Here is a 20,578-nt window from a genome sequence, read left to right on the forward strand (position 1 = left end):
TTATTCATATAATTTCATCTAAACACAATTTTTGAGGGGTGGACAGTACTATGAAAGAAATTCAAGTTGGTTTATTAGGTCTTGGGACAGTTGGGAGTGGTGTAGTTCGTATCATTACAGATCATCAAGAGCGACTTATCCACCAAGTAGGTTGTCCTGTAAAAGTAACGAAAGTACTAGTACAAAATATTGAAAAAGAGAGAGAAGTAGAGGTACCTTCTACTCTATTAACACAAGATGCAAATGAAATTTTAGATAATCCAAATATTGATGTTGTCATCGAAGTAATGGGTGGCATTGATGATGCAAAATTATATATTTTACAAGCTTTAAAAAGCGGAAAGCATGTTGTAACTGCAAATAAAGACTTAATGGCATTACATGGAGCTGAATTATTAGCGACAGCAAAAGATAATAAAACTGATCTCTTCTATGAAGCGAGTGTGGCAGGGGGAATTCCAATTCTACGCAGTATTGTAGAAGGACTCTCTTCAGATCTTATTACGAAAGTCATGGGAATTGTAAATGGAACGACAAATTTTATTTTGACGAAAATGTCAGACGAAGGGAGAGCATATAACGACGTGTTAAAAGAAGCCCAACAACTTGGATTTGCAGAAGCAGATCCAACATCAGATGTAGAAGGTTTAGATGCAGCAAGAAAAATGACGATTTTAGCTACTCTCGGTTTCTCTACAAATGTAGAGCTTGGAGATGTGAACGTAAAAGGAATTACCTCTATTACAGAGGAAGATATTGAATACAGTAAGAGCTTAGGTTATACAATTAAATTAATCGGTCTTGCAAAACGAGATGGTGAAAAATTGGAGGTTACGGTTGAACCAACTTTACTTCCAAATACACACCCTCTTGCGGCAGTACAAAATGAATATAACGCTGTGTATGTGTACGGTGAAGCAGTTGGGGAAACGATGTTTTATGGACCAGGGGCAGGAAGTTTACCGACAGCGACAGCTGTTGTTTCGGATTTAGTTGCTGTAATGCAAAATATTAGATTAGGGGTAACAGGAAATAGTGCTGTAGTCCCACAGTATCAAAAAGTATTAAAAGAGCCAGACGAAATAGTCGTGAAAAAGTTTTTAAGACTGCATGTAAAAGACGAAATTGGTGTATTTGCAAAAATTACTTCATTGTTCTCTGAGCGCGGAGTTAGCTTTGAGAAAATTATTCAAATGCCGCTTGAAGAGAAAGGAAAGGCTGAAATTGTAATTGTAACGCATCGTGCGTCTCTTGCTGATTATGATTATATTCTACATACGTTGCAAGGGTATGAAGAAATAGATTGTTTGAAAGCGAACTATCGAATTGAAGGGGATGCTAAGTAGTATCTCTTACCATAAAACAGAAAGAGCCTATTAAGCAGCTTGCTTAATAGGTTCTTTTCTATTTAAAATCTGTGTACCAACTTGAATAAATGCTTGGATAATCCAGCCTGTTGTAAAGGATAAGATGATGGTTCCAAAATAGATAGGTCCATCTAATAAAAAGCTTAAAGTTAAAAATAAAAAGGCTAATGAAATCTCTGTTCTTCTAAACGTCCATTTTTTCTTCTCAGCAACGGTTAAAACGAAAGCTTCTTGAGGCGCTGCGCAAAGGTTTGTAGAGACGTAAAGACCAATTCCAGCTCCAACGAATAGATTTCCGCAAATAAGTGTTATATATTTTGGAAGAGAGCGGATAGCGTCCATAATAGTTATAATGGAACCAATCCAATCAACAAAAAGAGAAATAAGAATCATCGTTACAATTGTACCGATTGTAATTTGTTTTTTATTCCAAAAGAGTACGATAAGTGTAAAGGCAAAGTTAATCATGAAAATCCAAAAACCAATACTTATCCCAAAATTTTGATATAGTGCAATAAAGAAGGAATCATAAGGGCTAAGTCCAAAGGAAGTAATTGTCGTCATCATATTAATACCGATGGCAAGAATGAGTAAACCGCCAATGAAAAATATATATTCTAATTTGAATCGAAGCATAGTTGTATATCCTTTCTAAATGTATTTGCTAGGAAAGGATATATTGTGGAAAGCTTACCAGGTCAAGAGAGAATTTTTGTGAGAAGGGGAAAGTAAGATGACAAATATAAGAAAGATTGCTGAACTTGCTGGAGTATCTGTTTCAACTGTTTCACGTGTACTAAATAATCATCCGTACGTAAATGAACAGAAACGAAAAGAAATTTTAGCGATTATAGAAGAATTAAATTACACGCAAAACGTGAATGCAATTCATTTAGTGAAAGGAAAAACGAATGTAATTGGCGTTTTATTGCCACACGTAAATGATCAATATTATAGCGCTATTATTGAGGGGATATCAAAAGAAACGGCAAAGAATAATTATAATATGATGCTTTGCCAGACAAATTATAGCGAAGAAAGAGAACTAGAAATTTTAAATATGTTAAAAATGAAAAAGCTTGATGGGGTTATTATTTGTTCTCGGGCAAATAGTAAGGAGAAGCTTGAAGAATATACGAAATTCGGCCCGATTGTTATGTGTGAAGAAATAGATTCAAAATGCATTTCAAGTGTCCATATTGATTACTACAAAGTATTTTCACGTGGGATGAAAAGCTTAATAGATGCCGGTCATACAAGTATTGGATATTGTATTGGAAGAAGTAATAGCGTTAATAGCCAAAGACGAAAGAGGGCGTATGAAGATTCGCTTCAACAGAGTATCGTAACACCGTTAGAGATCTGGAAATTTGAGGGGTGTTTTACAGTGGAAGATGGACGCAATGTAATTAGAGAATGGGCTCATATGTCAGTAAAACCGACGGCGTTCCTTGTATCTTGTAACCATATTGCAGCGGGGATGGTTACAGAAGCAAAAAAACAAGGAATTCGTATTCCAGAGGATATTACGATTATTGGGTGTGATGATCAAGAGGTGGCAGATATATTGGGTATAACGACGATTTCGCATTCTAGTAAAAACGTTGGATTGAAAGCGTTTGAATTATTATATGAAAAGATTAATGAAGAGAAATTAGATGTGAAGCATATAGAGTTATTACCAGAGTTAGTAGATAGAGAAACGACATAATTGAGAAGGTGTGAAAATCGCTTTTCAAAATTTCGTTTGGTATAATTATGGACAATCTATGAGGGCTAAAAGGGGTTTTGATATGAGATCAAAAGTAGTAAAAGTAATTCTACTCATTACAATTGCATCTTTCTGTTTATTTGCATATGGCTTTGTTTCAGGTGTAAATGATGTATTAAATCCGAAAGCTTCAAATTTAATTAAAAAGACCGATGTAGTGGCAAAAGAGAAAAAGAAAACGGGAACGTTACAAATCGTTAGTTTAGGTGATTCATTAACGCGTGGCGTTGGTGATAAAGAAGGAATTGGCTATGTTGGGCGAATGAAAGAGGATTTACAAAAAGATTATAAGCAAAAAATTGCATTAACAAATTTAGCAGTTAGTGGTGCAAAAATGCCCGATTTATTAAAACAAATTGAAAGTAATGGCGCTCAATATTCAATTAAGCAAGCAGATGTAATCGTGTTAACGATTGGTGGGAATGATTTGTTCCCAGGCTGGGAATCGCTTGGGAAGATAGATTTAGATACGTATCGTCCTGACACAGAAACGTTTCAAAATGAAGCAAAGAAAATTATAGAAGAAATTCGTAAATTAAATACAGATAGTCCGATTTTTTGGCTTGGTTTATACAATCCTTTTGAAGATGTAGAAGATTTAAAAGGGTCTTCAAACATTGTTGTGGACTGGAATGCATCTTTAGAGAAGTTAGCGCTAAACGATAAAAATGTGTATATTACACCGACATTTGATTTATTCCAAAACCGCGGAAAAGATTTATTATACTCTGATCATTTTCATCCGAACGAAGTAGGTTATATGTATATGGCAGAACGTTTAGTTCAAAATGTTGTAAGTAAATTAAAACTAGAACAAGGAGGGGTAAAATGACGACGATACTTTCCGTACGAGACTTGAAGAAGGTAATTGGAAAGAAGACTCTTGTAGAGGACATTTCCTTTGATGTAAAGCAAGGAGAAGTGTTCGGGTTCTTAGGACCAAATGGTGCTGGAAAGACGACTACCATTCGAATGTTAGTCGGATTGATTACGGCGACAGAAGGTACGATTTCTATCGGTGGTTATTCGATTAAGGACAATTTCAGAGAGGCGATGCGTCAAATTGGGAGTATCGTTGAAAACCCAGAGTTGTATACATATTTAACAGGATGGGAAAATTTAAAGCAATTTGCTCGTATGTTAGGTGATATATCAGATGAACGTATTATTGAAATTGCTGAAATGGTTCATTTAGATGAAAGAATTCATGACAAGGTAAAAACGTACTCACTTGGTATGAAACAACGCCTTGGAATTGCGCAGGCGCTCCTTGGGAATCCAAAATTGCTCATATTAGATGAGCCAACGAATGGTTTAGATCCAGCAGGGATTAGAGAACTTAGGGAATTTATACATAAGCTTGTAAAAGAAGAAAATATGAGCGTGTTTATTTCAAGTCACTTGCTAAGTGAAGTGCAAATGATATGCGATCGCGTTGCTATTATTCATAAAGGAAAGATGATAACAGTTGCCAAGGTTGAAGAATTAATTAAAACAGCAAGTGATCGTGTAGAATGGATTGTTACACCAATTTCTAAGGCGAAAGATATGTTAGAAGCAGCCGAGGAAGTAAGAGAAGTGAGTGTAGAAGGCGAGCGATTATTATGCCGCATGGATATTGCATCTATAAGTAGTTGGAATAAACACTTGGTAGAAAATGAAATAGATGTACATAGTGTTAAGGAGCTTGTATTTACGCTAGAAGATTTATTTATTGAACTCACAAGGGGTGAGCAGCATGCGTGAATTTGCGAATCTAGTTTTAAATGAATCAGAAAAGATTTACCGTAAGAAACGTATTTTTGTTGTTATGCTTATTTTAGCAATCTTAATCCCGCTTTTTGTGTATGCGCAGTATCGCGAAATAGAAACGACACAAAAAAGACTCGGTACAACTGATTGGAAGGTTTCATTGCAACAGCAAATTGTTGATTCTCAGAACCGGTTGAATAATTCTAGATTGCCAGAAGAATGGCGTGATTGGTTAAAGGTAAGAGTTGAACAACAACAATATTATTTAGATCATGATATTAATCCGATGGCGCCAGGTGCACCGACTTTTGTCAGAGCATTTATTGAACAAGGAATTACATTGTTTATTCCGCTTCTCGTAATGATTGTCGCCATTGATATCGTTTCTGGAGAACGAAGTGATGGGACGATGAAGATGTTACTTACGCGGCCGATTCGGCGCTGGAAAATACTCCTTAGTAAATACGTGACGATGTTATTTTTCATTTCGCTCATACTGCTCCTTGTAGGTTTGTTTGCTTACATATTATCAGGGCTTGTATTTGGATACTCGGGATGGAATTTACCTGTTTTAACAGGATTCGTCATTGATAAGGAAACGTTAAATACGAACTTTGTGCACCTTATTCCGCAGTGGCAATACATCTTAATGGCGTATGGACTAGCCTGGTTTGTTGCTATCGTTGTCGGAACTATATCATTTATGGTCTCTGTTTTAATTCGTAATACACCAGCTGGTATGGGCGTTATGCTAGCTGCATTAATTGCAGGCGGTATCTTAAGCTCATTCGCAACATCTTGGGAAGGCGCGAAATATATTTTTAGCGTGAATTTATCATTAACGGATTATTTATCAGGAAAATTACCTGCATTACAAGGCTTATCAATGGGATTTTCTTTGATGAATTTAACTGTTTGGGCAGTTGTTTCTCTTATTATTTCGTTCTTAGTATTTACAAAACAGGATATGTTGAATTAATTGGACAGGAAGTGAAAGCATGGAAAATGTTTTAAGAAATGATTGGGGACCATTACTGGCACCAGAATTTGAGAAAGAGTATTATCTTACTCTATCCAGTTTTTTGACAGAAGAATACAGCACGCATGTTGTTTATCCGAAGGTGGAAGATATTTTTAACGCTCTTCAGTATACAAGTTATGAAAATACAAAGGTTGTTATTTTAGGACAAGATCCGTATCATGGACCGAATCAAGCGCATGGTTTAAGCTTTTCTGTACAACCTGGTGTTAAAACACCACCATCATTGTTAAACATGTATAAAGAGCTTCGAGATGAATATGGTTATGAAATTCCGAATAACGGTTATTTAGTAAAATGGGCGGAGCAAGGAGTATTACTACTAAATACCGTATTAACAGTTCGTCAAAGTGAAGCAAATTCTCATAAGGGAAAAGGATGGGAGCACTTCACAGATCGTGTGATTCAACTGTTGAATGAACGTGAAAAGCCAGTTATTTTCATATTGTGGGGGCGCCATGCGCAGGCGAAGAAGAAGTTAATTACGAATCCGAATCATCATATTATCGAGTCTGTACATCCAAGTCCATTATCAGCAAGACGTGGTTTCTTTGGTAGTAAGCCATACTCTAAAGTAAATACGATTTTAGCTAATATGGGCGAAAGAGAAATTGATTGGGAAATTCCAAATTTATAAATAGAAAAGGTAGTTAACAGTCGTTAACTACCTTTTTATTATTATTGCTCGTTCTTTAATTTTGCATCTAGTACAAAAGTACCAAATGGGATAACTGATGAAACGAATGCTCCAAGTGCCCATAAAATTGATTTACGGTGTACGATTGTTACTTGAATTACTGCAAAGATGAATAGAATAAATAGAACACCATGAGCCATGCCTGTAATTTTAACAGCTGTTGCAAATCCTGCGAAATATTTCAATGGCATTGCTACAAATAATAGTAATAGGAAAGAAATACCCTCAACTAGTCCAATTGCTCTTAATCGTCCGATTGGTGTAGATAACATAAAGTAGCCTCCTTTAACGTATGCTTGTATATAGTAAATTTGTATTCTTTTTCAAAATAAAATAGTCTATTTTGTTTCATTATATACAAAAAGAAAGTTTACACTACGAGAATAGTGCAAAGTTCAAAATATAGTCACAAAAGCATGAGAATTTAAATAAAAACCTATTTGAAGTATTTGACTTCAAATAGGTTTTGTGAATGAAAATATTAAACAAGTACATCCGTTTTTAAAACAAATTTCTCTACAACTTTTGCAACACCATCGTTCATATTTGTATCTGTTACGTAATTTGCAATTTCTTTAATATCATCAGGTGCATTGCCCATTGCAACGCCAAGACCAGCAAATTCAATCATTGCTTGGTCGTTATAGCTATCGCCCATTGCGATAACTTCTTCACGCTTAATGCCAAGCTTTTGAATCAGTTTGTTTAAGCTCGTTCCTTTTGTAACACCGGCTTCAGTAAATTCTAAGAAGAATGGTTTCGAACGCATCACGCTTAATTGGCCTTCTAGTTGTTTTTGTAGTTTCTTTTCAACTTCAACAAGGCGTTCAGCTTCTTTATTCATTAATACTTTTACTACAGGCTCTTTAACTGCGGCTTTAAAGTCATCTACTACAACAATTGGCATACCAGTAATATCGCCCTCAATTTCAGTATAAGGATTATTTTCTTCCGTTACGATATCATCGCCCATATAAGTATGAATCCATACATCTTCAGTTTTACTAATTTCAAATAGGTTGTGAACGATTTCAGGAGATAGTGTACTACTAAAGATTTCTTCGTTTGTTTTACAGTTAATAATTTTTGCGCCATTAAAAGATAGAATGAAACTGCCGTATTCTTCTAAGCGAAGTTCTTTGGCTACATTGCGCATACCAAACGTTGGACGTCCAGAAGCAAGTACAACCTTTACCCCTTGCTCTTGTGCAGTCATTAACGCTTCTTTCGTACGAGGTGAAATAGTATGGTCATCACGTAATAAAGTATCATCTAAATCTAAAACAATCATTTTATAAGTCATATAGAAAATTCCTTTCTTTAATTGAAATCAAAATACATGTTCATGAAGATGTTGAGGAATAATAGTAAGACATCAAACCTCTTTGAAAAGAAGTAGATAAATCATTATGAGTGTGTTGCTCATAATATCGGTTAATAATCATTGGGGATGGATAAAACCCCAATGATTCAAGTTTGATTTTATCGTAACAACTCTAAAGGTAGAGTGCAATAATGGAAGTTTTCCAATTTACGATATTTGTTTTGCTGTGGAACGAGAAAATAGTATTTCTAGCAAAATGGCCATTACAGATCCAAGAACGAGACCGTTACTTAAAAACGATGCTAGAAATGGTGGAAGTGTGGAATATGCTCCTGCTGGAACAAACATAACTCCGACTCCTGTGAAGATTGAAAGACCGGCTACTTTAAATAATCGTTCTTTATCCTGGACAGTTTCGTATTCTCGAAAGGCAAGGCCAATCATGCTTGCGAATACAGGATAAATAGCGGCATAACCAACTGCAACAGGGATTGCTGCAAAGAATGAAGTGATCTTTGGAAATATACTAACGACAATAATAAAGCTTGACCCTAATATAAACGGGAGACGTTTATAAATATTAGTCGTTGCAATAAAACCTGCTGATCCAGAAATAGCGACAGGCCCAATAGCTGAAAATAGGCCGCCTAGCAATTGGTTGATTCCTGTTATAATGCCAGCTTGTTTAAAACGATCTGGTGCTGCATTCTTTTCATACTTAGAGACAATCCTTTGCACAACACGAATACTTGCTAACATATTTGTTAGAAGTAATAGTGTAACGAAAACGACCGTAATTGCCATGTTCCATTCAATACGAGGCATTCCGAAAACAAATAGAGACGGAAAACGGATTATATCTGTCACAGGCGTTACTGGATTTGATAACCCGAAGCATGCGAATAATATCCAGCCGCATACGATACTGAAAAGAACAGAATATTGTCCAATAATAGGTAGCTTCATGATGAAAAAGGATAGTAAAATAACAATGAGTGAAAGAATAAATACGTTAGGTTGTACTTCTGTATGTTTTCCATCAAGGCCAAACATTCCCTTTAAGAAGGAGCCACTAAGCTGCGCAACAAGAAGAAATAAATATGTTCCAATGACTGTCGGTGTAAAATAGCGAACGAGTTTATCAATAAGTCCAAAAGCGCTAAGAATAATACAAATAATACCGCTTAATAGGAAAGCATATTGAAGAACTTTAAGTGTCTCATTGTTTGATCCAAATAATACGACGCCTAAACTTGCGTAAAGGGAGAAAATTCCCCACCAAAGTCCAGCAGGACCTTCTTGAATAGGAAGTTTATGCCCAAATATAGCTTGCAAGAGACCAGCAAAGCCTAGAACAAATAATGTTCTTTGTACGAATGCGATAGCTTCAGCGCCATCAAGACCATAACTAGTTGCGACACTAATTGGTACAATAAGGCTTCCAGCTAAAATAAATAGTGCCCATTGTAAGGCGGAAAGAAATGTCTTCATTATATCAACCTCTTTCATAGATTCCGTATCTAGTATATACGTATTTTATTTCCACTGGCAAAGATTGTAGATAGAGAAAAGAGTTGAAATACGGTATGAATGCACGTAAGCAATTATGGATCGCAGTTATATGTATGACTTTTGTTGTAATTCTAGGAACGATAGGATTTATGACAATTGAAGAGATTAGTTTGTTTCAAGCATTTTGGATGACGATGATTACTGTATTGACTGTTGGATACGGAGATGCTGTTCCTGTAACGCAAGCGGGGAAAGTATTTGCGCTCCTTATTATTCCTGTTGGCGTAGGTATTGTTACGTATGCAATTGGGGTAGTGGCAGCTATGATTATTGAAGGGAATTTATTTCATGCAGTGCGGAGGAAGAAGATGGATAAACAAATAGCGCAGTTGAAAAATCATATTATAGTATGTGGTTGCGGTAGAGTGGGGCTTCAAGTTGTACATGAATTGCAAGAAAAGAAAATTCCATTTGTTGTTGTCGATAAAGATGAAAGTGTATTAGAGAAGGGAAAGCTTTTGTATATACATGGAGATGCGACGGAGGATCAAGTTTTACATCATGCTGGAATTTCAAAAGCGGCTGGTTTAGTTGCTATCGTAGCAAATGATGCTGAAAATGTATTTATTACATTAACAGCAAGAGGATTAAACGATGCAATTAAAATTGTGGCGAGATCTGAAAAGCCAGAAACTGAAGAGAAATTAAGGCGTGCGGGTGCAAATAAAGTTATTAATCCATCCAGTATGGCAGGAATTCATATTGCAAAAGGTATTGCGAATCCATTAACAGTTCATTATATTGATACAGTGCTGTATGGGATAGAACAGTCATTTGTCATTGAAGAAATTTTAGTTGGAAAAGATTCAATATTAGTTGGTAAATCGTTACTAGAGAGTGATGTGAGGAATCAGTTTGATGTAACGATATTAGCGATTTTGAGAAATGGGGATATTATACATAATCCAACGGGGCAGGAAAAACTGCAAGAACATGATATGATAATAGTATTTGGTTTAGTAGAGAAGCTGAAGCAATTTGAGAAAGAACTACAAAGTACGAGGTGATAAGGAATGCAAATATCGAGCGATAAGATTTTAAATAAAATGGCGAATGAAATTGCAAAGGCAAAAAGTAGTGAAGGACAAAAATCAAAAGATCATTTATTAGTTGTGCGTGCTTTATGCGATTTACTATTAGATGAACAGGTTGAATCTTCTACGTATAGGGAGCCGCAAATTCAATCGCAAGTAATTGGATCGCAGCCTATAAAGACAGTTCAACCAGTTATGCCAGTTTCTGGAGAACCTGTGTATATTAAAGAAGAAGGTGCAAATGGTAATTCTTTATTTGATTTTTAAGGATTAAATCGTTTGGCTTATATGAAAAAATTGCTTATGATAAAAGTAAAAAAGGGGAATTAAGATGAAAATTTTCTTTTTACTAGGTTGTATTGCAGCGGGGCTATCTGTTGCGTTAGGAGCCTTTGGAGCACACGGTTTAGAAAATAAAATTTCTGCGAAAATGTTAGAAGTTTGGAAAACAGGTGTTACATATCAAATGTTTCATGCAGGTGGACTATTCGTAGTTGCTTTATTGATGGATAAGGTTCAATCATCACTTTTAACTACTGCTGGTTGGCTTATGGTAGCTGGGATTATTATGTTTTCAGGCAGTTTGTATGCATTAAGTACGACAGGTATTAAGTTCTTTGGCCCAATTACACCTCTTGGTGGCGTAGCGTTTATTGTAGCATGGATTTTAGTCGGAACTGCAGTTGTAAAAGGTTTATAAAAAAACAAAAGCTGGCATATGCCAGCTTTTTTTATGGTCTTGGAGCATAAGTTGCTTGTTGACTAGGTAAGTACGTAATTTCTTCGGGGAATTCCACATAATCTAAGTAAATCATTAATAGTAAAAAACGTTTCCCTGATTGTGGCTCACTAATTACAATATGATCGCGACCAGCTGCTTCGATAATACCTGTATACGATTGGGTACCGAGTGAGCTACCACGTTCATAAGTCATTACAACCGTAGCTTGCTTACCCTTGTTTAAACGAAGGATATTTTCAATATAGGATTGTTCTAATGGTAACATGCCTTGAGAAACGGCATATTGAGCTTGCGCCGCTTGTTGTTGCATTGCTTGCTGTTGTTGCTGTTGTTGTGGAGTCATTTGCTGCGGTTGTACATAAGTTCCAGATGGTTGATAAAATCCAGTTCCGTAATACGGGTTTTGTTGCTGTGCCATTCAAAAATCCCTCCTTATTATCAATCCTTAATAAACGCTAGGACAATCTTCGCCAGATGGCTGGAAGAAGCAGTGCTTTTTGAAGCGACCAGAGTTTTGTTGATTATACCAAGTTGACGGACAAGGGCCTTCAGGTCTAAAAAACCATAAGGCAAAATTTGCAGGCCAAAAGCGTTGTCCCTGAATCGTTCGCCTTGCTAAAGCAATATCTTGTTCCCTTGCACGTTGATAAAAATACCCTTTTTGTGTTGCCTCAAAACCACCAGGATTTTGATACACCATTTGACGTAAATTACGTATTTTTTTAAAATCTAAACAATTTCCACGGACACGATTTACCCCAACGTTCCCGACCATCAACATCCCCTGTTGTCCTTCTCCTTCGGCTTCAGCACGCATCAGTCTAGCTAATAACTTTACATCTTCTTCGTTATAAGCAATAACGCCCATTATGTGTCACCTCTCTTTTTGGAATACCTTGTGGAAAGAGGTTTATCCCGCATTAACGGGCAGTAAGACTCCCACCTTAAAATTGGGCTGGAGCAAAGAAGGTGGGTGGGAGATCAAACTGCCCGTAAAAGCCCGATTAGTTCAACTAATAATCAGTGGGGATGAACAAAACCCCCACTGATTAAAGTTTCACTTTATCTCTAGATGAAGTGTGTAACAATTACTAGTTCATACGTATGAGGAAAAGGACTCAGATATGACAACCAAACGAAGTTTTACATGGAGAGAAGAAAATAAAAAAAGCTAGCGTGAGCTAGCTTTTCATCATTATTAAAATACTTTAGACCATAAGTTTGAGAAGAAATCTCCAATAGAGCGCATTGATAATACAAACCAATTTGCTTTTTCAACTTCTTCTGTCGTTTTTGCAGTAGCTTTCATACTTTTACTACCGTCTAAGAAACCATATTTATCAGTTGATTCTAAAGTAATTGAGCCTACTTTGGTATCTTTCTTAACAGGAGCAACTAAATGTCCATCTTCAGCAAGGGATTTATCTAATTCAGTCCCAATTTTATAAGGCTCTTTGCTACCTTTTTTCGCAATTACTGTTATTTCTTTTTCGGGTGCAACAGTTACTTGGTCTTCTTTCCCTTTTACTACAGAGATTGTATTGTTTTTATTAACTTTTAATTTTTGTTTTTCAAAGTTATTAAATCCATGTTCGATTAATTCACGAGATTCTGTGAAGCGTTCATCCATTGATTTTGTTTTAATAATAACCGAGATAAGACGAACATCACCACGTTTCGCTGTAATAGTGAACCCATATCCAGCGGTATCAGAACTACCAGTTTTTAAACCGTCCGTTCCATCATAAGAGAAGGCAGCGCCTGGTAACATCCAGTTCCAGTTTTCCATACGAATTGGTTTTGGATGATTGTCTGGGAAGTTTCTAAATCTTTGTTTTGTATCCTCTAGCATTTCTGGATACTTTGTAATAATCGTTTTTGCAAGAATACCCATATCGCGAGCTGACATGGAGTTTTCTCCGGTCGGATCTGTTCCTTCAGGATGTTTTCCTTTTAAATCAGCATTATTTAACCCGGTAGAGTTTACAAATTTATATTTCTTTAACCCTAGCTTTTTTGCATGTTCATTTGCAAGATTTAAGAAGTTTTTCTCACTTCCTGCAAGAAGTTCTGCTAAAGCAATACTAGATCCATTTGCAGAGAATATAACAATAGAATGATATAATTCTCTTACAGTATATTGACGTCCTTTTTCGAACGGTACATTAGAGAATTCATTATTACGAGAGACTTCATAAGCGTAATCAGAAATATTTACTTTCGTATCCCAAGTGATTTTTCCTTCTTTAATTGCTTCTAAAACAGCGTAAACAACAATTAATTTTGACATACTAGCAATAGCTAGCAATTCATCTGGATTTTGCTCGTGAAGTATTTTTCCTGTATCTGCATCAAATAAAAGTGCAGCAGCAGCCTCAATATGTATTTTTTCTTCCGCATGGGATGTTGTTACTCCTAAGGAAGAAATTGACAATACAAGCAATAGTAAAATAGACAAGATTTTTTTCATATAGATTATCACCTTCGCATCGTTATTTAGCATATAGCTCGTATCATTTTAGCATAAATTTGGATATAGAAAGGTTACAATTTTGTAAGGTATTTGAAAGAGATTTGTCGATTTTTGTTCAAATTTGCGGAGAAAAGCAGTTTTTTGAGGAGAAATATGGAGGGTAATAAAAAAAGGAACGAATTTCGTTCCTTTTTCACGATTTATATGTGTAAAAATTTCTCTACCTTTTCGTCTGGTAAAATGTTTCCAACGAAAAATGTTCCGAATTCACCATAACGAGCACTTACTTCATCGAAGCGCATTTCATATATAAGTTTTTTAAATTGAAGAACATCGTCAGCGAATAATGTTACGCCCCACTCAAAATCGTCGAATCCAACTGACCCTGAAATAACTTGGCGTACTTTACCTGCGTATTGACGACCAATTTTACTATGACTGTACATCATTTTTTTACGCTCTTCCATAGGAAGCATGTACCAGTTGTCATCACCTTGGCGACGCTTATCCATTGGATAGAAGCAAATATGATTTGCTTTCGGCAATTCAGGATATAAGCGAGCTAAAATTTGCGGGTTTTGGTATGGATCCTCATCAGCTGGAAGATAGTTGCTTAGTTCAACAACAGATACGTAAGAATATGCAGGAACCATATATTCAGCTAAAGTTGTTTTATTCAATTCTGTCTCAATTTCATTTAACTCTTCCATTGTTGGACGTAAAATCATAAGCATAATATCAGCTTTTTGACCAACAACTGTATACATTGCGTGACTACCTTTTTTCGCAGTAGCTACTTCGTTCCATTTTTCAACGACATTTAAAAATTCAGACACTGCTTGTCCGCGTTCGTCGCTAGATAATGTTTTCCATGCAGCCCAATCAATAGAACGTAAATCATGTAAACAATACCAGCCATCTAACGTTGTTGTTGCTTCACTCATTCTATTCACCTCAGTTAATGATAGTTTTACACGTTAACTATAGCATATATAGTTTTAAAATCATCTATATAAAACCTTGGCGCATAAAATTGTCACATTTAAATTTACTTGAAAATAGGAGGAGATAAGGATTAAAGGGGATTTATTTTTAGGCTGAATTTTATGAAAATATAATCATTTTCATTTTATCTATTTTTTGGGAGCTATAAGTTTAAAATATAGAAGAAAAGCAGTATTCTTAAAGATAGAGTTTTTTTAACATATGTAGGAGGGTTTATTCGTGAGCAACTTATTTACAACAGTAAAAGAAAAAGTTCAAGGAAAAGGCATTTCTATCGTACTTCCTGAAGGAACTGATGAAAGAATTTTAGGCGCTGCAGAGCGTTTAGCAAAAGAAGAGTTAGTAAAACCAATCTTAGTTGGTAATAAGGAAGAAATTAGCGCAAAAGCTGCTAGCATGAATTTAACATTAGCAGGCGTTGATATTTATGACCCAGCTACATATGAAGAAATGGATGCAATGGTAGCATCTTTCGTTGAACGCCGTAAAGGTAAAGCAACTGAAGAAGACGCTCGCAAAATCCTTAAAGACGAAAACTACTTCGGTACAATGCTTGTATACATGGGCAAAGCACACGGTTTAGTAAGTGGTGCAGCTCACTCTACAGCTGATACAGTTCGTCCAGCACTTCAAATCATTAAAACAAAACCAGGCGTTACAAAAACTTCTGGCGTATTCATCATGGTACGTGAAGAAGAGAAATATGTATTCGCTGATTGCGCAATTAACATTGCACCAAACAGCCAAGATTTAGCTGAAATTGGTATCGAGAGTGCAAAAACTGCTGAATTATTCGGTATTGACCCACGCGTTGCTATGTTAAGCTTCTCTACAAAAGGTTCTGCGAAATCTCCAGAAACAGAAAAAGTTGTAGAAGCAACTCGCATTGCAAAAGAAATGGCTCCTGAATTAACTTTAGATGGAGAATTCCAATTCGATGCGGCATTCGTACCATCTGTAGCTGAGAAAAAAGCTCCAGGTTCTACAATTAAAGGTGATGCTAACGTATTCGTATTCCCAAGCTTAGAAGCTGGTAATATCGGTTACAAAATCGCTCAACGTTTAGGTAACTTCGAAGCGGTAGGACCAATCTTACAAGGTTTAAACATGCCTGTAAATGACCTATCTCGTGGATGTAACGAAGAAGAAGTGTACAAGTTAGCTTTAATTACAGCAGCTCAAGCACTTTAATTCTATAATGAATTGAAATAAAGACCGTCGCTATAATAGCGACGGTCTTTATTTTTCTAAGCCAAGTGCTTTATTGTTACGATCAATAATCCGTTGTAAATTCGTCTCATATAAAGGGATTTCATCTATTGTTAATTGAGATGGTGTTAACTTCGGAGCGAATTGCTGCAATGTTTTTAAAAGGTGCATCATTAAATCTTGTACTGTAATGGTTTCGCCAAGTAATTCTGAAAGTGAAGCCATTGTACTCGGTACAATTTCAGGATACGTAAAGCGTGTTTCTTCTCCTTGAATGGCTAGGTTATAGAAATCACGAACGAGTGCGGCACGCTCAGAGCCACTTCCTGTAGCACAAAGATAAATTTGGACAGCGACACCCCCGCGAATACGGCGCTGTGAAATGCCAGCGAATTTTTGATCGCGAATACTTAAGTCATAGCTACCAGGACAGTAAGAACCTACAATTTCTTTTGCCTCGATAGTAACGTCGTAATCCTTTAACATCTCCTTAATTAAATGCCACATCGTATCGTATCCAAGATCAATATCGATACCTTTTTCTGTTTCTTGGAATAAAAGTGATACGTTTAAAACACCTTCATCAAGCACGACTGCAAGCCCGCCAGAATTACGAACAATAACATTGAAGTTGTTCTTTTTTAACAAGGAAATGCCTTCTTCTAAGTGTGGTAGGCGTGAATCTTGAATGCCAAGAACAATTGTATTGTGATGAACCCAAGAACGCATTGTTGCAGCTGATTGACCATTTCCAATGCTTGTGCACAGTGTGTCATCCATTGCGAATGACTGCAATGCATGGAATGTTGGTCCCAAACTAGATTGATCTACAATACGCCACTCTGGCTGAGATAAAATGGAACGGGAATTGCTCATATAACTAACCCCTTATCTTTAAAATGACAATCTCTATTATAGCAAAAAAATGAAGAATAGAGTTTTCTCATATATAAAGGGGAAGTTTAGATGTGAAAGAATAAAAAGGATGCATTATATGCATCCTTTTTATTCTGCAATTTTTTCTAAATTACCGTTTCGATCCATTCGGAAAGATGTTTGAGAACGTTCTTCGTCATCCATGACTGCCAACTTACGAGCTCGGTTCATAATGTTCATAAGTGTTTCGTAATCTTCTTGTACAGTATGAGATTGCTTTTCTAATTTTTCTAGTTTCTTTTCTAGTTCTTCATTTCGAAGGATTTGTGCTTTAATTTCTTGTTTCAATCTCGTATTCTCGTTTTCAAGAGCTGTTACTTTTATATTTGAGGATCCAACTGTTTGTAAGAAATAAATAACATCTTGCATTGTCATAGAGCTTTTTGCAACAGGAACGGTAGATTCTTGATATGGAATAGCTTCTTTATATTGTACAATTGATTCCTCTTGTACGAATTCTTCATAATCAGTTATCGAATCTGAAGCTGGTGGTGTATAAAGTAAACGTTTTTTCGCTTGCTCACCGCTTGCAGCGCGCATTTTATCTTTACGATGTTTTTTTGCTAGTTGAAGAGCTTGTTCATAGCTATAGCGAACGACAGCATTCCAGCGGAAACCACAAGCAGCGGATGTACGATTTAACTGATCCCCTACTTCCTCAAATGCATTTAATTGCGTACTTCCTTCTCGAACATGACGAAGTACCGTTTCAGCAAGTAATAAATCATCCTCATCTGTCCAAGCATCTTGTCTTACTTTCATAGATTCAACTCCCTTTCTTTTTATGAACTTCCTATTTTTATAATGGGCAAAAAAATAAACTTTTATACAAAGCTTTTAAAAATATGGTAGATTTCGATGAAAGGTAAAAATTTTCCCATGAATGGTGAGCGCTTCTGTAGGAGAGCATATAAATATGTAGCATTATGTAGAGAATAGGCCCTGTAGGGAAACTTGCAACGAGCTTCAAAGAACGGTAAAATACCATTTAGTGTTTATTTTTAAATGTACTTGAGAAAAGTTTAAAATAGAGGAAGTGTTATATAATGGGAAACGAATTTCGCGTGTGCGATGACTGTCAGGCAACGAACGTTAAAACGTTAGTTCCGAAGTTAAAAAAAGTAGATTCATGTGCAACGATTGAAGTTGGATGTCAGTCTTACTGTGGTCCTGGTCGTAAAAAATCATTCGCATTTGTAAATAACCGTCCAGTTGCGGCTCCAACAGAAGATGAGTTAATCGTAAAAATTGAAGCAAAGTTAAATAAGTAAGAAAAAGAAGAGTGAAAAGATTACTCTTCTTTTTTATGCCCATAAGAGGAACGATTTATTCTGCGAAAGTGCTCTTGTGTGGACGAACGTTTTCTAAAGGATGGATATAACTTTTGTATTAAAGTTCTAATTTATATAAATTTGTATTTCAAAATAATGGTTGACAGTCTTTTAAAGCGATAGGTAGAATAGAAGTGTCTGATTCTGAGAATCATTATCAGGAAAAAAACAATTCACCTAATTTTTTTATTACTATTTGAGAATAAATTTCATTTTAATAAATATATGTTGTTGGTTAGGATGGTTGAGGGATGGAAGCGAGCGCAAGCAGTATAGAACAGCAAGAAGAGAATGTTAAAGAGATTAAGAGCAGACCGCTTATTGCTTCTATTATTTTAGTAGCGGGTACAGTTTTGTTAGCTTTAAGCATGGCAGTTTCTATTTCTTTTGGGGCTGCAGATATTAGTTTAAAGACTGTATGGCAAGCTGTATTTCAGTTTGATGGATCTATTACACATCATAACGTAATTCAAGAGCTTCGCATGCCTAGAGCAATAGGGGGCGTAGTTGCAGGTGCCTTTTTAGCGGTATCAGGAGCAATTATGCAAGGCATGACGCGAAATCCACTTGCTTCACCATCGTTAATGGGGATTACAGATGGTGCAGTATTTGGAATTGCAATTATGTATGCATTTTTTCCTAATTCACCTTATTTGATGTTTGTTATTGCATCTTTTATTGGAGCTGCGTTTGGTGCAAGCATTGTATATGGAATTGGGTCTTCTTCACCAGGTGGATTAACACCTGTGAAATTAGCTTTAGCAGGTGCAGCTATTAGTGCTCTATTAGGGGCAATTTCATCTGGAATTGCATTGTATTTTAATCTTGCTCAAGAGGTGAGCATGTGGAATGCAGGCGGAGTTGCTGGAGTGAAATGGCAAAGTATTAATATGTTAGTGCCAATTGGCCTTGTTTGTCTTTTTATCGCAATTATGATGTCGAGATATATTACAATTTTGAGCTTCGGTGAAGAAATTGCGATTGGACTTGGTCAAAATACGACATTAATTAAATTTATCGGAACAGTACTTGTTCTTGTTTTAACGGGTTCCGCAGTTTCCATGGCAGGATCAGTTGGATTTGTTGGTCTTGTAATCCCGCATATGACTCGTTTCCTTGTAGGCTCGGACTATAGATGGGTTATTCCATGTTCTGCGGTCTTAGGCGGGCTGTTAATTGAATGTGCAGATATGTTATCTCGCGTTATTAACCCGCCATTTGAAACGCCAATTGGAGCAATTACAGCGCTAATTGGGGTTCCATTCTTCCTCTACTTAGCACGTAATGAAGGGAGAGGAAAGATGTGAGGACGAGTGTCTTAACAAAAAAGAACATTTCTATATTAACGATTTTAGTAGGACTAATCGTTTCTATATTTCTTATTAGTTTAAATACAGGAACTTTTAAAATACCGCCAATGGACGTATTAAAGTCATTGGTTGGAATAGGGGCTGAAGATCAGTCTGTTATTTTATTTGAATTCCGCATGCCGCGTATGGTGATTGCTATACTAGTCGGATCTGCTTTAGCGATGTCAGGTGCGATTTTGCAAGGATTATCACGAAATCCACTTGCTGATCCAGGTATTATCGGTATTAACGCTGGAGCGGGATTAACAGTTGTTATATTCGTCTACTTTTTCTTTGGAAAAGTTGGGACTGGTACATTTTTATCTGTATTTATCCTTCCATTCTTCGCGTTGGTTGGTGCAATATTAGCGGCGGTTATTATTTATTTACTAGCATGGAAAGACGGCGTTTCATCAACGAGATTAATACTAGTTGGTATCGCTGTTGCAGCCGGGTTTGGTGCTGTTAGTTTAATTTTTTCTATGAAGATGACATCTAACGATTTTCGTTTTGCTACGATTTGGTTAGCAGGAAGTCTATGGGGCACAGATTGGAAGTTCGTGCTAAGTGTACTTCCATGGATGGTTATTTTCTTGCCACTTGCTATTAGTAAGGCGCACATATTAAATGTAATGAACCTAGGCGATTCTACAGCAGTTGGTCTTGGTTTAAATGTAGAAAAGGAAAGACGTAAATTATTATTTATTGCAGTTTGCTTAGCTGGTGCATCTGTCGCTGTTGCCGGAGGAATTGGTTTTATCGGTTTAATGGCTCCGCATTTAGCGAGGCGCCTTGTTGGTGGTAAACATCAAATTATGCTGCCTACTGCTGCACTAATAGGGACGTTTTTACTCTTATTCGCAGACGTAATTTCAAGAAGCGTGTTAACAACTTCAGAAATACCGGTCGGTCTTGTTATTTCTGTAATTGGTGCACCATATTTCATATACTTACTTATGAGGACAAAATAAAGGGAG

23 protein-coding genes are annotated in these 20,578 nt (G+C 36.3%); 13 read left to right on the forward strand and 10 right to left on the reverse strand.

Translation table 11 applies throughout. The annotated features are described in order from the left end of the window. Positions 1-50: 50 nt before the first annotated feature. Entirely contained in the window at positions 51-1,346 is a 1,296-nt protein-coding gene (locus tag ACLBXA_RS09395) for a homoserine dehydrogenase (RefSeq protein ID WP_000659105.1), read from the forward strand. Between the two features lie 30 nt (positions 1,347-1,376). Here ACLBXA_RS09395 and ACLBXA_RS09400 read toward each other — a convergent pair whose 3' ends face one another. Beyond that, positions 1,377-2,003 carry a YczE/YyaS/YitT family protein gene (locus ACLBXA_RS09400; RefSeq protein WP_000943406.1) on the reverse strand — a complete coding sequence of 209 codons (627 nt, stop codon included), beginning with the start codon at positions 2,001-2,003 and terminating at the stop codon, positions 1,377-1,379. A gap of 97 nt (positions 2,004-2,100) precedes the next feature. On the opposite strand from ACLBXA_RS09400, the gene ACLBXA_RS09405 reads away from it, so the two are divergent. The 5 genes from ACLBXA_RS09405 to ACLBXA_RS09425 are packed head-to-tail and all read left to right on the forward strand — an operon-like array spanning position 2,101 to position 6,566. After that, positions 2,101-3,078 (forward strand): LacI family DNA-binding transcriptional regulator, encoded by a 978-nt coding sequence (locus ACLBXA_RS09405; protein ID WP_081143286.1) that lies wholly within the window; start codon positions 2,101-2,103, stop codon positions 3,076-3,078. A gap of 10 nt (positions 3,079-3,088) precedes the next feature. Next, positions 3,089-3,970 carry an SGNH/GDSL hydrolase family protein gene (locus ACLBXA_RS09410; protein WP_133963959.1) on the forward strand — a complete coding sequence of 294 codons (882 nt, stop codon included), beginning with the start codon at positions 3,089-3,091 and terminating at the stop codon, positions 3,968-3,970. Next, the gene (locus tag ACLBXA_RS09415; protein ID WP_000207706.1) at positions 3,967-4,884 is read left to right on the forward strand and encodes an ABC transporter ATP-binding protein; all 918 of its coding nucleotides are present in this window, start codon (positions 3,967-3,969) and stop codon (positions 4,882-4,884) included. The genes ACLBXA_RS09410 and ACLBXA_RS09415 overlap by 4 nt, the downstream gene beginning before the upstream one ends. After that, positions 4,877-5,869 carry an ABC transporter permease subunit gene (locus tag ACLBXA_RS09420; RefSeq protein WP_001206482.1) on the forward strand — a complete coding sequence of 331 codons (993 nt, stop codon included), beginning with the start codon at positions 4,877-4,879 and terminating at the stop codon, positions 5,867-5,869. Before ACLBXA_RS09415 ends, ACLBXA_RS09420 begins: the two co-directional genes overlap by 8 nt. A gap of 19 nt (positions 5,870-5,888) precedes the next feature. Next, on the forward strand, positions 5,889-6,566 hold the full coding sequence (locus ACLBXA_RS09425; RefSeq protein ID WP_000432545.1) for a uracil-DNA glycosylase: 678 nt from the start codon (positions 5,889-5,891) through the stop codon (positions 6,564-6,566). A gap of 41 nt (positions 6,567-6,607) precedes the next feature. Here the strand turns inward: ACLBXA_RS09425 and ACLBXA_RS09430 are convergent, their stop codons facing one another. The 3 genes from ACLBXA_RS09430 to ACLBXA_RS09440 form a co-directional block, all read right to left on the reverse strand. Continuing rightward, positions 6,608-6,898, reverse strand: a complete 291-nt coding sequence (locus ACLBXA_RS09430) for a DUF3817 domain-containing protein (RefSeq protein WP_000953395.1) — start codon at positions 6,896-6,898, stop codon at positions 6,608-6,610. Between the two features lie 209 nt (positions 6,899-7,107). After that, positions 7,108-7,929: a Cof-type HAD-IIB family hydrolase gene (locus ACLBXA_RS09435; RefSeq protein ID WP_000221382.1), complete on the reverse strand. Its 822-nt coding sequence runs from the start codon at positions 7,927-7,929 to the stop codon at positions 7,108-7,110. Between the two features lie 228 nt (positions 7,930-8,157). Then, the gene (locus ACLBXA_RS09440; protein ID WP_000847020.1) at positions 8,158-9,441 is read right to left on the reverse strand and encodes a purine/pyrimidine permease; all 1,284 of its coding nucleotides are present in this window, start codon (positions 9,439-9,441) and stop codon (positions 8,158-8,160) included. 95 nt (positions 9,442-9,536) lie between these two features. Between ACLBXA_RS09440 and ACLBXA_RS09445 the strand changes: the two genes are divergently transcribed. The 3 genes from ACLBXA_RS09445 (at position 9,537) to ACLBXA_RS09455 (ending at position 11,256) form a co-directional block, all read left to right on the forward strand. Then, positions 9,537-10,529, forward strand: coding sequence for a potassium channel family protein (locus tag ACLBXA_RS09445; RefSeq protein WP_000993978.1), 993 nt, complete (start codon positions 9,537-9,539; stop codon positions 10,527-10,529). Between the two features lie 6 nt (positions 10,530-10,535). Continuing rightward, positions 10,536-10,823: a YwdI family protein gene (locus ACLBXA_RS09450; protein ID WP_001167339.1), complete on the forward strand. Its 288-nt coding sequence runs from the start codon at positions 10,536-10,538 to the stop codon at positions 10,821-10,823. Positions 10,824-10,887: 64 nt separating this feature from the next. After that, the gene (locus tag ACLBXA_RS09455) at positions 10,888-11,256 is read left to right on the forward strand and encodes a DUF423 domain-containing protein (RefSeq protein WP_000688315.1); all 369 of its coding nucleotides are present in this window, start codon (positions 10,888-10,890) and stop codon (positions 11,254-11,256) included. Between the two features lie 31 nt (positions 11,257-11,287). Here the strand turns inward: ACLBXA_RS09455 and gerQ are convergent, their stop codons facing one another. From gerQ to hemQ, 4 genes are all read right to left on the reverse strand, one after another. Next, entirely contained in the window at positions 11,288-11,716 is a 429-nt protein-coding gene (gerQ, locus tag ACLBXA_RS09460; protein ID WP_000068647.1) for a spore coat protein GerQ, read from the reverse strand. Between the two features lie 27 nt (positions 11,717-11,743). After that, entirely contained in the window at positions 11,744-12,166 is a 423-nt protein-coding gene (gene cwlJ, locus ACLBXA_RS09465) for a cell wall hydrolase CwlJ (RefSeq protein ID WP_000538161.1), read from the reverse strand. Between the two features lie 330 nt (positions 12,167-12,496). After that, the gene (locus ACLBXA_RS09470; RefSeq protein ID WP_000722876.1) at positions 12,497-13,768 is read right to left on the reverse strand and encodes a serine hydrolase; all 1,272 of its coding nucleotides are present in this window, start codon (positions 13,766-13,768) and stop codon (positions 12,497-12,499) included. 203 nt (positions 13,769-13,971) lie between these two features. After that, positions 13,972-14,715: a hydrogen peroxide-dependent heme synthase gene (hemQ, locus tag ACLBXA_RS09475; RefSeq protein WP_001287595.1), complete on the reverse strand. Its 744-nt coding sequence runs from the start codon at positions 14,713-14,715 to the stop codon at positions 13,972-13,974. A gap of 280 nt (positions 14,716-14,995) precedes the next feature. Between hemQ and pta the strand changes: the two genes are divergently transcribed. After that, positions 14,996-15,967, forward strand: coding sequence for a phosphate acetyltransferase (gene pta, locus ACLBXA_RS09480; protein ID WP_000067215.1), 972 nt, complete (start codon positions 14,996-14,998; stop codon positions 15,965-15,967). Positions 15,968-16,015: 48 nt separating this feature from the next. On the opposite strand, the gene ACLBXA_RS09485 is transcribed toward pta, so the two are convergent. Further along, a complete protein-coding gene (locus ACLBXA_RS09485) occupies positions 16,016-16,861 on the reverse strand; it encodes a lipoate--protein ligase family protein (RefSeq protein WP_081143284.1) in 846 nt (281 codons plus the stop codon). A 129-nt stretch (positions 16,862-16,990) separates the two neighbouring features. Beyond that, positions 16,991-17,683, reverse strand: coding sequence for an RsfA family transcriptional regulator (locus ACLBXA_RS09490; protein ID WP_000868355.1), 693 nt, complete (start codon positions 17,681-17,683; stop codon positions 16,991-16,993). A 284-nt stretch (positions 17,684-17,967) separates the two neighbouring features. Between ACLBXA_RS09490 and ACLBXA_RS09495 the strand changes: the two genes are divergently transcribed. The 3 genes from ACLBXA_RS09495 (at position 17,968) to ACLBXA_RS09505 (ending at position 20,572) form a co-directional block, all read left to right on the forward strand. Beyond that, positions 17,968-18,192, forward strand: coding sequence for a DUF1450 domain-containing protein (locus ACLBXA_RS09495; protein ID WP_000526079.1), 225 nt, complete (start codon positions 17,968-17,970; stop codon positions 18,190-18,192). A gap of 311 nt (positions 18,193-18,503) precedes the next feature. After that, positions 18,504-19,559 (forward strand): FecCD family ABC transporter permease, encoded by a 1,056-nt coding sequence (locus tag ACLBXA_RS09500; protein ID WP_000388296.1) that lies wholly within the window; start codon positions 18,504-18,506, stop codon positions 19,557-19,559. Then, positions 19,556-20,572, forward strand: coding sequence for a FecCD family ABC transporter permease (locus ACLBXA_RS09505; protein ID WP_001260753.1), 1,017 nt, complete (start codon positions 19,556-19,558; stop codon positions 20,570-20,572). Before ACLBXA_RS09500 ends, ACLBXA_RS09505 begins: the two co-directional genes overlap by 4 nt. The last annotated feature ends 6 nt before the right edge of the window (positions 20,573-20,578 follow it).

Source organism: Bacillus sp. D48C (assembly GCF_053345735.1).